The sequence below is a fragment of the Micromonospora sp. NPDC047527 genome (assembly GCF_040643015.1).
Classification (GTDB): Bacteria; Actinomycetota; Actinomycetes; order Mycobacteriales; family Micromonosporaceae; genus Micromonospora.
On record NZ_JBEYTK010000012.1, the window covers coordinates 84013 to 95657 of the forward strand.

The window sequence follows — 11645 nt, forward strand, 5'->3', positions numbered from 1 at the left end:
GTAGCGCGTGTCCAAGGAGACCGAGAAGCAGCGTTGGCAGCGCAACTTCGCCGACCTGCTGCAGGAGTTGCGGGTCGCCCAGACCGGCGTGCAGATCCTCTTCGCCTTCCTGCTGACCCTGCCGTTCAGCAACGGGTTCACCCGGACCAGCGAGTTCCAGCGGGATGTCTACATTGTCGCGCTGCTCTCCGCGGCTGCCGCCACCGCGATGATCATTTCGCCGGTCGCGTTCCATCGGGCGCTGTTCCGGCAGGGGCGCAAGCCGGAGTTGGTCCGCTTCGCCCACCGGATGGCCACCGGCGGGCTCGCCTTCATGCTGATCGCCATGGTCAGCGCGGTGCTGCTGATCACCGACTTCGTGCTGGACCGGCCGGTCGCCTTCCTGCTCAGCGCGTTGGCCGGGCTCTGGTTCCTCACCTTCTGGGCGGTCCTGCCGTTCGCCCGGCGCAACTGGGGTGAGGACGACATCGACGACGAGGATGACGACCCGGAGACGCTCAGCGGCCGTTGAGCGCACCGGGCCGGCGAAAGGCGATCCGCACGCAGCGCTACCCCTTGGTAACAAGCGGGGGTAGCGTGACGGTAGTCGCGCACGTCGACGCAGCCGCACCGAGGTTCGAGGGGGCAGCCGTGACCACGACGCAGAACGGCCGATCGGCATCGGACGGCCCGGACTCCAACCCCGCCCCACCCGCCGGCAGCGCCGGTTCGGGCACCGACGCCGTATCCGACAACGGCACCGCCGGTGGCGTGGCCGCGCCGTTGCCGGCGGAGGCCGGGCAGGTCTCCGAGAGGGAGGCCCGGCAGGTCGCCGAGGCGGCCCGGGAGTCCACGTGGGACCGGCCCAGCTTCGGCAAGGAGTTGTTCCTCGGGCGGTTCCGACTCGACCTGATCGACCCGTGGCCGCGCTCCGACCCGGACGACGTGGCCCGCGCTGACGAGTTCCTCGGTCGGTTCCGCGCCTTCCTCGCCTCCGAGGTGGACGGAGCGGCCATCGAGCGGGACGCGTCCATTCCGGACTCGGTGTTCCACGGCCTGGCCGACCTCGGCGCGTTCGGCATGAAGATCGACCGCAGGTACGGCGGCCTCGGCCTGAGCAACCTGCACTACTGCCGCGCGCTGATGCTGGCCGGCTCGGTCAGCCCGGCCATCGGCGCGCTGCTCTCGGCACACCAGTCGATCGGGGTGCCGCAGCCGCTGAAGATGTTCGGCACCGCGGAGCAGAAGCAGCGCTTCCTGCCCCGGCTCGCCGCCGGCGAGGTCTCCGCGTTCCTGTTGACCGAGCCGGATGTCGGCTCCGACCCGGCCCGACTGGCCACCACCGCCGAACCGACCGAGGACGGCACCGGCTACCGGCTCAACGGTGTGAAGCTGTGGGCCACCAACGGCATCGTGGCCACCCTGCTGGTGGTGATGGCCCGGGTGCCGGCCCGCGAGGGTCGACGCGGCGGGATCACCGCCTTCGTGGTGGAGGGCGACAGCGCGGGCATCACGGTGGAGCGGCGCAACGAGTTCGTCGGCCTGCGCGGCCTGGAGAACAGCCTGACCCGGTTCCACGACGTGGTCGTGCCCGCCGAGAACGTCATCGGCGGCGAGGGCAAGGGCCTCAAGATCGCCCTGACCACGCTGAACACGGGCCGACTCTCGCTGCCGGCCATGTGCGTGGGCGCCGGCAAGTGGGCGTTGAACGTGGCCCGAGGCTGGGCCGCCGACCGGGTCCAGTGGGGTCGGCCGGTGGGCGAGCACGAGGCGGTCGCCCAGAAGCTCTCCTTCATCGCGGCCACCACGTACGGCATGGAGACCATGCTCGACCTCTGCTGCCTGCTTGCCGACGACGACCGCAACGACATTCGGATCGAGGCGGCGCTGGTCAAGCTGTACGCCAGCGAGATGGCCTGGAAGATCGCCGACGAGCTGATCCAGATCCGGGGTGGGCGTGGCTACGAGACGGCCGACTCGCTGGCCGCCCGTGGCGAGCGTGCCGCCGCCGTCGAGCAGATGATGCGTGACCTGCGAATCAACCGGATCTTCGAGGGCTCTACCGAGATCATGCACCTGCTGATCGCCCGGGAGGCGGTCGACGCCCACCTGTCGGTGGCCGGCGACATCATCGACCCGGAGGCGGGGCTCGGCCGCAAGGCCCGCGCTGGTGCCCGCGCGGGCGCCTTCTACGCGAAGTGGCTGCCCACCCTGGCCGTCGGCCGGGGGCAGAGCCCGTCGGCGTACGCCGAGTTCGGTCCACTGGCCGCGCACCTGCGCCAGGTGGAGCGCTCGTCGCGCAAGCTGGCCCGTTCGACGTTCTACGCGATGTCCCGCTGGCAGGGAAAGATGGAGCGCAAGCAGGCGTTCCTGGGCCGCATCGTGGACATCGGGGCGGAGTTGTTCGCCATGTCCGCGGTCTGCGTCCGGGCCTCCGCCGAACGGGACAGCCGACCGGAGAACGTCGAGCTGGCCGACCTGTTCTGTCGGCAGGCGCGGGTCCGGGTGGACGCGCTGTTCGCCGCCCTGTGGGACAACACCGACTCGGTCGACACCGCCGCCGCGAAGCGGATCCTCGCCGGCCGCTACGCGGGTCTGGAGGAGGGTGTGATCACCCCGTCCGACGAGTTGCCCTGGGTGGCCGGCTGGTCGCCCGGCCCGTCGACCGCCGAGGACGTCCGCCGCCGCATCCCGCCGAAGCCGTAGACCGCAGTGCCCGGCCACCGCACCGCAGCCACGCCGGCCGGTGGCGGCAACCGGGTGGTAGATCCACACCAGGTCGCCGATGTGGGGGCATCCGGACGCCCGGACACACCCATGTCGGCGATCTAGAGTGGATCAAGGCCAGGGCTCAGCGGGCTCGGCCGCGCAGGCCCAGTTGGCGCAGCTCCAGCGCGGCCAACGCGTCGACGGTGTCGTCGTCGCCGCGCCGCCACGCCTCGGCCACGTCCGGCGCGATCCGGGTCAGCCGGTCCAGTGGCTGGGTGGCCAACGCGCGCAGGGCGAGCAGGTCCCGGCCAGCCGGTCCGGCGGCCAGTTTCGCGGCCGATCCGGCCCGGCGCATCCACCGCAGCCGCAGGGGCAGCCAACCGAACAGCACCAGCCCGAGCGGAAAGATCAACACCGCGATGGTGAGCGCGAGGGCGAGTTGGTCGACCAGTTGCTGCTGGTCACGGCCGGCGTCGGCGAGCGAGCGGGCGGCGTCGGCCGCGCGCTGGAAGGGCGCGGTCAGCTCGTCACCGACCAGCGGCACCCGGCCGACTTTGCCACCGGCCTCGCCCAGGTTGTCGGCGAGCCCGCTGCCGGCACCCTCCAGCTTCTGCCCGGGTACGGCGAGCTTCTGCACGAGGTCGTGCAGCCAGAGCGCGCCGCGGATCGCGACGTACACCCAGGCGACGACGAGCAGGTCGGTGAGCAACTGGCGGGCGGCGGCCGGAAAGCGATCGGCGTAGATCTTCACGCGGGACAGCGTGCCACGAACGGCCCGACCCGGCACCCGTCGGATCAGCCCTCGGGCGCCGACCGTCGATGCAGCACGATCTACGGGGGTGGTCGGGACCGGCGGGCGGGGCGCGGCTGTCAGCGGACGCAGGCCGGGCAGGTGCCGAAGATTTCCAGGGTGTGGCTGACGTCGGCGTAACCGTGCTGTGCGGCGACCCGGTCGGCCCAGCTCTCCACCGCGGGCCCGGCCACCTCGACCGTGCGCCCACAGGCCCGGCAGACCAGGTGGTGGTGGTGACCCTCGCTGCACCGGCGGTAGAGGTGCTCGCCGCCCGGCGGGCGCATCACGTCGATCTCGCCCGCGTCGGCCAGCCCCTGCAACGTCCGGTAGACGGTGGTCAGGCCGACCCGCTCACCGCGCTGCCGGAGCATGGCGTGCAGATCCTGGGCGCTGTGGAAGCCCTCCATCTCGCCCAGCAGGGCGCTCACCGCCGAGCGCTGCCGGGTGTTGCGCACTGCGGCGCCGCTCTCGCTCATGACCCCTCCCCGGCATGGCTCACCGCGTCCGCCACGATGTGCGCCACGTGCTCGTCGACCAGGCTGTAGGCGATTTCCCTGCCCCGGCGGGACCCCCGCACCACGCCCGCGCCGCGCAGCACCCGCAGGTGCTGGGAGACCAGCGGTTGCGCGGCGCCGAGCTTCTCCACCAGCTCGTGCACACACCGCTCGCCGCCGGCGAGCTCGCTGACGATAGCCAGCCGGATGGGTGCGGACAGGGCGCGGAGCAACTCGCTCGCCCCGTCGAAGCCCTCGTAACCCGTAGCGCTGGTCATTCTGTAACGGTAACCAATTCCACCGACATCCGCCGATCCTGTCAGTGGAGCACGACCTCGTGCGGTTCGGGTGGCGATACGGAGGCCGGCGCGGCCCGGCGGCGCAGCGCCCGCCAGATGCCCCCGGCCACGGCCACCACCAGGAAGGAGGCGATCGCCATCAACACCACCGAGGCGCCCGGCGCGGTGTCCGCCGTCGCCGCCACCCAGACGCCGGTGCCGGCGGCGAAGAGCCCGAGCGCCATCGCGGCGGTCATCGTGCTGCGGAAGCCGCGGGTGACCTGCTGGGCGGTCGCCACCGGAACCACCATCAACGCGCTGATCAGCAGCACCCCGACGGCCCGCATCGCGATCGTCACGGTGACCGCCGTGGTGACCGCGATCAACAGGTTGAGGGTACGCACCGGAAGGCCGGAGACCCGGGCGTACTCCTCGTCGTGACTGACCGCGAAGAGCGCCGGCCGCAGCGCGATCATGGTGACGAGGATCGCCGCGCCGAGCACCGCGATGGTGGTCAGGTCGGCGGCGGAGATGGTGGTCAGCGACCCGAACAGGTAGGAGTTGAGGTTGGCGCTGGTGGCGTCGGAGAGGCCGACCAGCAGCACACCACCGGCGATGCCGCCGTAGAAGAGCAGGGCCAGGGCCAGGTCACCGGAGGTACGCCCGCGGGCGCGGACCAACTCGATGGCGATCGCGCCGACGGTGGCGACGATCACCGCCACCAGCACCGGCGAGCGGTTGAGCAGGAGACCCGCGCCGACGCCGGTCAACGCCACGTGCCCAATGCCGTCGCCGATCAGCGTGAGCCGGCGCTGCACCAGGTAGATGCCGAGCGCCGGCGCGGCCAAGCCGATCACCAGCGCGGCGATCAGGGCACGCTGCATGTACGGGTACTGGAAGAGTTCCATGCTCAGCTGCTCCACAGCCCGGCGGGCTCGTCGGGACCGTGCGGGTGCACGTGGTCGTGGTCGGGCTCGGCGTGGTGGCCGGCCGGGTCCGGCACCGCGCCGTCGTGGCAGATGCCGCCCTCGTGGACGACCACTGCCCGGCTGATCACGGGACGCAGCGGGCCCAGCTCGTGGGCCACCAGCAGCACGGTCCCGCCATCGTCGACGAACTCGCGCAGCGCGCCGGCGAACGCCTCCTGGCTCGCCGCGTCCACGCCGGCAGTGGGCTCGTCGAGAACCAGCAGCTCCGGTCGGCCGGCCAGCGCACGGGCGATCAGCGTGCGCTGCTGCTGGCCCCCGGAGAGGGTGGCCACCGGGTCGGCGGCCCGGTCGGCGAGCCCGACCGCGCGCAGCGCGTCGTCGACGGCGGCCCGGTCGACCGCGCCAGGGGGGCGGAGCAACCCCCGGCGGGCCAGCCGGCCGGAGCCCACGACCTCGCGGACGGTCGCCGGTACGCCGCCGCCCGCGCCGAGGCGCTGGGGGACGTACCCGATGCGCTGCCACTGCCGGAACCGGCGCAGCGGCTGGTCGAAGAGGGTGATCGAGCCGGCGCTGAGCGGCACCAGCCCGAGCACGGCGCGGATCAGCGTGGACTTGCCGGAGCCGTTGGCGCCGAGCACCGCGACCACCTCCCCGGCGGTCACGGTGAGCGAGACGTCCCGCAGCACCGGGCGGCCGTCATAGCCGACCGCTGCGTGCTCGACGGTGATCACAGGTGCGCTCACGAGCAGCTCAACGCCGTCCGCAGGGTCTCCAGGTTGGTACGCATCACCGAAAGGTAGTCGGCGCCGTTGCCGGCGGCGAGCCCTTCGATCGGGTCGAGCACCGCGGTCTTCGCTCCGACCTGACCGGCGATGGTCTCGGCCACCTTCGGGCTGACCAGCGTCTCGAAGAAGATCGTGCTGGCCTGGTGCTCCTTCGCCTCCTCGATGACGTGCGCGAGCCGCTGCGGCGAGGGCTCGACGTCCGGGCTCAGCCCGGTGATGCCGATCTGCTCCAGCTGGTACCGGTCGGCCAGGTAGCCGAACGCGGTGTGGCTGGTCACGATCTCCCGCCGCTGGCAGGTCCGCAGGCCCTCGGTGAACTCGCCGTCCAGCGTCGTCAGCTCGGCTCGCAGCGTCGCGGCGCGGGCGGTGTAGTCGGCGGCGTGGGCCGGGTCGGCCTTGCCGAGCCGCTCGGCGAGCTGGTCGCCGATGCTGGCCAGCCGGGTCGGGTCGAGCCAGACGTGCGGATCCTTGCCGCCGCTGTGATCCTCGTCGCCCTGCTCGTCGTCGTGGCTGTGGCCGCCAGCGCTCACATCCAGCAGCGGCTGCACGCTCGCCACGTCGAACACCCGGTCGCCACCGCCCTGCGCGACCGCCTCGTCGACCGCCGGCTGGAAGCCCTTGAGGTAGACGATCAACTCCGCGTCGCTGACCTGGCCGACCTGCTTCGGGCTGAGCTCCAGGTCATGGGGCTCGGCGCCGGGCTTGGCCAGGTTGGTCACCCGGACCGCGTCGCCGCCGATCCGCTCGGCGAGGAACTGGAGCGGGTAGAACGCGGCGACCACGTCGACCCGTTGTGGATCGGCGCCGGCCGGGCCGTCGGTGGCGCATCCGGCCCCGGCCCCCAGGACGAGCAGGGCGGTCGCGGCGGCCAGGACACGGGACGTGGTGCGGTTGGTCATGCCCCCAACTGTCCGTGGCAACGACAATGATTGTCAAAAACGCATAACTGCATGTCAGAGCAGCTTCGCCAGGCCCACCGTCACCAGCAGGGTCAACATCAACAGCCGGATCAGCCGGGTCTGCGGCGCCTGAACCGCCCAGGTGGTCACCAGCAGGGCGATCAGGGCCGCGGCGAGCGCCAGCGTCAACAGCCCGCCGATCACCCCTGGCGTGAAGAACGCGACAAGCACCACCACCAGGGTGAGCAGGAACACCGACGTCGGGTTGGCCCCGGCCAACCGGGCCAGCAGAGGGCGCTGCGTACGCTGCATCCCACAGACTCTACGAGGAGGCACCCCCGTTGCTGGTGACCAACCGGTTCGTGGTCGACGTCGATGTCGCCGACGGCTTCACCGAACGGGCGCACGCCGCCCTCACCGCGCTGGCCGCCCGCCCCGGCTACCTGCGGGGTCAACTTGTCCGGGCGCTCGACGACCCCCGGTACTGGTCGCTGGTCACCGAGTGGGAGTCGGTCGGCACCTACCGGCGGGCCCTGGGCGCCTTCGAGGTCAAGGTCAGCGCCGTGCCGCTGCTCGCCGAGTCGGTCGACGAACCGTCCGCGTACGAGGCGCTGGCCAGCGCGGCGCCCGGTGGGGCAGTGGTGGTCGCCGAGAGTGATCGGGCTGCTGGTCCTTACCGCTGAGCCGTCGGGCACTACCCTGCTCGTATGACCGCACCCGCCCCGCCGCCCGGTCCCGGTGTGGCTCCGCCGTTCGCCGCGCCGCCCACCGAGGGCCGCCGGACCCGGCTCTGGATCGGCCTCGGCGTCGGCGCTCTCGCCATCCTGCTCTGCTGCGGAGGGGGAGGCACGGCCATCGTCGGCCTGGCCGTCAGCGGTGTGCAGGCGATCCGGGAGCAGGGCCGCACGGTGACCGGCGACTACTACCAGGCGCTGGTCGAGCGGAACTACGGGCGGGCGTACGACCAGCTCTGCGACGACGCGCAGCGGCGCGAGTCGCGCCCCGAGTTCGAGCGCAGGGCTGCTGCCGAGCCGCAGGTCTCCGCCTTCCGCGTGGGTGAGGTCGACACCACCAACCTGACCGTGCCGGTCGACGTCACGCTCGACGGCGGCGACCGGGAACAGCAGCAGGTCACCCTGGGCCAGGACGGTGAGACCGGCGGCATGGAGGTCTGCGGGGTGAGCTGAGCCGCCCCCGGTATTCTGCTGTCGCTCGGGGTGCCGGTGGTCGTACCGTTGTCCCGAACCGCCCGATCCATCCACATCTCGCCCCCGCCGACCGCCAGCCGGCGTAGGAGGAAACATGCCAGCCGACCGTATCGACGCCGTCGTCAGCCTCGCCAAGCGCCGAGGCTTCGTCTTCCCCTCCAGCGAGATCTACGGAGGCACCCGATCGGCGTGGGACTACGGTCCGCTCGGCGTGGAGCTCAAGGAGAACGTCCGCCGGCAGTGGTGGAAGACCATGGTCCAGCAGCGCGACGACGTGGTCGGCCTCGACTCCGCGGTGATCCTGGCCCGCAAGGTGTGGGAGGCGTCCGGCCACATCGCCGAGTTCGTCGACCCGCTCACCGAGTGCCAGTTCTGCCACAAGCGGTTCCGGGCGGACCACATCGAGGAGGCGTACGAGGCCAAGCACGGCCACGCGCCGACCTCGCTCGCCGAGGTCAACTGCCCCAACTGCGGCAACAAGGGCACCTTCACCGAGCCGAAGATGTTCAACGGCCTGATGAAGACGTACCTGGGCCCGGTGGAGAGCGACGAAGGGATGCACTACCTGCGCCCGGAGACCGCGCAGGGCATCTTCGTCAACTACAAGAACGTCGAGACGGTCGCCCGCAAGAAGCCGCCGTTCGGCATCGCGCAGACCGGCAAGTCGTTCCGCAACGAGATCACCCCGGGCAACTTCATCTTCCGGACCCGCGAGTTCGAGCAGATGGAGATGGAGTTCTTCGTCGAGCCGGGCACCGACGAGCAGTGGCACGAGTACTGGCTCCAGGAGCGCTGGAACTGGTACCTCGACCTCGGCCTGTCGGCTGACAACCTGCGCCTCTACGAGCACCCTGCCGAGAAGCTCTCGCACTACTCGAAGCGGACGGTCGACATCGAGTACCGCTTCCAGTTCGGCGGCACCGAGTTCGCCGAGCTGGAGGGCGTCGCCAACCGCACCGACTTCGACCTCTCCACGCACAGCAAGCACTCCGGCGTCGACCTGTCGTACTTCGACCAGACCAAGAGTGAGCGCTGGATGCCGTACGTCATCGAGCCGGCCGCCGGTCTGACCCGCGCGGTGCTCGCCTTCCTGCTGGAGGCGTACGACGAGGACGAGGCGCCGAACACCAAGGGCGGCGTCGACAAGCGCACGGTGATGCGGTTCGACCCGCGGCTGGCCCCGGTCAAGGTGGCGGTGCTGCCGCTGTCCCGCAACGAGGCGCTGTCGCCCAAGGCCAAGGACCTCGCCGCGCTGCTGCGCAAGCGCTGGGTGGTGGAGTTCGACGACTCGCAGGCGATCGGCCGCCGTTACCGCCGGCAGGACGAGATCGGCACCCCGTTCTGCGTGACGGTCGACTTCGACACCCTGGACGACAACGCCGTCACGGTCCGCAACCGGGACACCATGGTCCAGGAGCGGGTCTCCCTGGACCAGGTCGAGCGTTACCTGATCGAGCGCCTCCCTGGCTGCTGAGACGGTGGCACGGGGCCTCGGCCGACGCGAAAAGCGCCGGTCGGGGCCCCGTACACTTGTCCGGTGACCGCCTCGACCGTGCCTGCGCTGCGCCCGTTGACGCTCGGGCAGTACCAGGTGTGGCCCCCGGTAGTGCTCGCGCCGATGGCCGGCATCACGAACGTCGGGTTCCGGCGGCTCTGCCGGGAGCAGGGCGGCGGCATCTACGTCTGCGAGATGATCACGACCCGGGCGCTGGTCGAGCGGAACCCGAAGACGCTGCGCATGATCGCGTTCGGCGCGGATGAGCAGCCCCGCAGCCTCCAGCTCTACGGCACCGATCCGGAGATCACCGCCGCCGCCGTGCGGATCGTCGTCGAACGCAACCTGGCCGATCACATCGACCTCAACTTCGGCTGCCCGGTGCCCAAGGTCACCCGGCGTGGCGGCGGCGCGGCGCTGCCGTGGCGGCGCCGGCTCTTCGCCCGGCTGGTGAAGGCCGCGGTGGCCGCCGCGTCACCGGCAGGCGTGCCGGTCACCGTCAAGATGCGCAAGGGCATCGACGACGACCACCTGACGTACGTCGAAGCGGGGCTCGCCGCCCAGGACGCCGGCGTGGCCGCGGTGGCCCTGCACGGGCGGACGGCCTCGCAGCGCTACTCGGGCACCGCCGACTGGGACGCGATCGCCACCTTGAAGCAGGCCCTCGACGTGCCGGTGCTCGGCAACGGTGACATCTGGGAGGCCGACGACGCGTTGCGGATGGTCGCCCACACCGGGGTCGACGGCGTGGTCATCGGGCGTGGCTGCCTGGGGCGGCCGTGGCTCTTCGCCGACCTGGAAGCCGCCTTCAACGGTCGGCCTGAGCGGCGGCTGCCCTCCCTCGGCGAGGTGGCGGTGACCATGCGTCGGCACGCCGAGCTGCTGGTCGACCAGTTCGTGGCGGGTGCCCGCAACCCGGCTCGGGGTGAGCGGGACGGCTGCACCGACTTCCGCAAGCACGTCGCCTGGTACCTCAAGGGCTTCCCCGTTGGCGGTGAGCTGCGCCGCTCGCTCGCGATGATCGAGAGCCTGGCCCAGCTCGACGATCTGCTCGGCAAGCTCGACCCGGCCGAGCCGTTCCCGGTGGCAGCCCTTGGTCAGCCGCGCGGGCGTACCAACTCGCCGGGCAAGGTCTTCCTGCCCGACGGCTGGCTGGCCAGCCGGGACGACGACACCGTCCCCGAGGGCGCCGAGATGGACGACTCCGGCGGCTGATCCGCGCTGGCCCATGGGGGCGCACCGATTCGGCGCTGATGGGGTGGGTGCCGCGTCCCGCGTCGGGGTGGTGGGGCTGCGCGGGCCCTCGGGCCTCGCGTGTCGCGCCTCGGGCCTGGCGTCTCGGGCCTTGCGCTTGGGCGTCGCGCCTGGCGTCTGGGGCCTGGCGTCTTGCGCCTGGCGTCTTGCGCCTGGCGTCTTGCGCCTGGCGTCTTGCGCCTGGCGTCTCGGGCCTTGCGCTTGGGCTTCGCGCCTGGCGTCTCGGGCCTTGCGCTTGGGCTTCGCGCCTGATGTCTCGGGCCTTGCGCCTCGCGTCTCGGGCCTTGCGCCTGCGGGCGTAGGGGTTGGGTTGGCTCCCTTTGGAGCTGATGTCGTAGACGGATCACCGCCTCGGCGGGCGCTTGTCTGATGAAGGCCTTGACCGATGGCCCCTCGACCGTGTCGTAGACGGGTCACGGCTTGTCGTTGGCGGGTCACCGCTTGGGCCGTCGTTGGCGGATCGCCGCCTTGGTTGTCGTTGGCGGGTCATCGCCTCGGCGAGTGGCGTGAATCGTCTACGGCATCAGCTCCAAAGGGCCCGCGGACCACCCGGCCCGTCCTCGCCGCCGGCTCACATGTGTGACGGTGAAGGGCCGGGCCCCGGGGTGGGGTTCGGCCCTTGGGGTCGTGGGCCACGGGGCCCGGCTCGTCCTGGCCGCTGGCTAATCCCATGACGAAGGGCCGGGCCCTTGGTGGGGTCCGGCCCTTCGGTGGTGTGTGGTGGGTGGGGTCAGCTGGTGGCGTAGCCGCGGGTGGCGATCCAGTCGGCGAGGTGGTCGATGGTGACGTCGTAGGAGGCGGTGTTGGGGTTGGCGGAGTCGG

13 protein-coding genes and 1 pseudogene are annotated in these 11645 nt (G+C 71.6%); 6 read left to right on the plus strand and 8 right to left on the minus strand.

What is annotated here, in order from left to right; translation table 11 throughout:
* The first annotated feature begins 7 nt into the window (after positions 1-7).
* On the plus strand, positions 8-511 hold the full coding sequence (locus tag ABZ808_RS29770; RefSeq protein ID WP_357012699.1) for a DUF6328 family protein: 504 nt from the start codon (positions 8-10) through the stop codon (positions 509-511).
* A 239-nt stretch (positions 512-750) separates the two neighbouring features.
* On the plus strand, positions 751-2685 hold the full coding sequence (locus tag ABZ808_RS29775) for an acyl-CoA dehydrogenase family protein (RefSeq protein WP_357012721.1): 1935 nt from the start codon (positions 751-753) through the stop codon (positions 2683-2685).
* Between the two features lie 145 nt (positions 2686-2830).
* On the opposite strand, the gene ABZ808_RS29780 is transcribed toward ABZ808_RS29775, so the two are convergent.
* From ABZ808_RS29780 to ABZ808_RS29810, 7 genes are all read right to left on the minus strand, one after another.
* Complete coding sequence (locus tag ABZ808_RS29780; RefSeq protein ID WP_357012700.1) at positions 2831-3439, minus strand: hypothetical protein; 609 nt, start codon at positions 3437-3439, stop codon at positions 2831-2833.
* 119 nt (positions 3440-3558) lie between these two features.
* A complete protein-coding gene (locus ABZ808_RS29785) occupies positions 3559-3957 on the minus strand; it encodes a Fur family transcriptional regulator (RefSeq protein WP_203150761.1) in 399 nt (132 codons plus the stop codon).
* Entirely contained in the window at positions 3954-4253 is a 300-nt protein-coding gene (locus ABZ808_RS29790; protein WP_007463903.1) for a metalloregulator ArsR/SmtB family transcription factor, read from the minus strand. Before ABZ808_RS29790 ends, ABZ808_RS29785 begins: the two co-directional genes overlap by 4 nt.
* A 41-nt stretch (positions 4254-4294) precedes the next feature.
* Entirely contained in the window at positions 4295-5161 is an 867-nt protein-coding gene (locus tag ABZ808_RS29795) for a metal ABC transporter permease (protein WP_357012701.1), read from the minus strand.
* A gap of 2 nt (positions 5162-5163) precedes the next feature.
* On the minus strand, positions 5164-5925 hold the full coding sequence (locus ABZ808_RS29800; RefSeq protein ID WP_357012702.1) for a metal ABC transporter ATP-binding protein: 762 nt from the start codon (positions 5923-5925) through the stop codon (positions 5164-5166).
* Entirely contained in the window at positions 5922-6866 is a 945-nt protein-coding gene (locus ABZ808_RS29805) for a metal ABC transporter substrate-binding protein (protein ID WP_357012704.1), read from the minus strand. Before ABZ808_RS29805 ends, ABZ808_RS29800 begins: the two co-directional genes overlap by 4 nt.
* Before the next feature lie 54 nt (positions 6867-6920).
* Positions 6921-7178, minus strand: a complete 258-nt coding sequence (locus ABZ808_RS29810) for a hypothetical protein (protein ID WP_357012705.1) — start codon at positions 7176-7178, stop codon at positions 6921-6923.
* Between the two features lie 29 nt (positions 7179-7207).
* Here ABZ808_RS29810 and ABZ808_RS29815 point away from each other — a divergent pair, with 29 nt between their 5' ends.
* The 4 genes from ABZ808_RS29815 (at position 7208) to dusB (ending at position 10784) form a co-directional block, all read left to right on the plus strand.
* Entirely contained in the window at positions 7208-7549 is a 342-nt protein-coding gene (locus ABZ808_RS29815; RefSeq protein ID WP_357012707.1) for an antibiotic biosynthesis monooxygenase, read from the plus strand.
* 24 nt (positions 7550-7573) lie between these two features.
* Complete coding sequence (locus ABZ808_RS29820) at positions 7574-8053, plus strand: hypothetical protein (protein ID WP_357012709.1); 480 nt, start codon at positions 7574-7576, stop codon at positions 8051-8053.
* Between the two features lie 115 nt (positions 8054-8168).
* Positions 8169-9548 carry a glycine--tRNA ligase gene (locus tag ABZ808_RS29825; RefSeq protein WP_357012711.1) on the plus strand — a complete coding sequence of 460 codons (1380 nt, stop codon included), beginning with the start codon at positions 8169-8171 and terminating at the stop codon, positions 9546-9548.
* A gap of 63 nt (positions 9549-9611) precedes the next feature.
* Positions 9612-10784 carry a tRNA dihydrouridine synthase DusB gene (gene dusB / locus ABZ808_RS29830; RefSeq protein ID WP_357012712.1) on the plus strand — a complete coding sequence of 391 codons (1173 nt, stop codon included), beginning with the start codon at positions 9612-9614 and terminating at the stop codon, positions 10782-10784.
* A gap of 769 nt (positions 10785-11553) precedes the next feature.
* Here the strand turns inward: dusB and ABZ808_RS29835 are convergent.
* Positions 11554-11645: pseudogene (locus ABZ808_RS29835) on the minus strand (phytochelatin synthase); the annotation flags it as partial.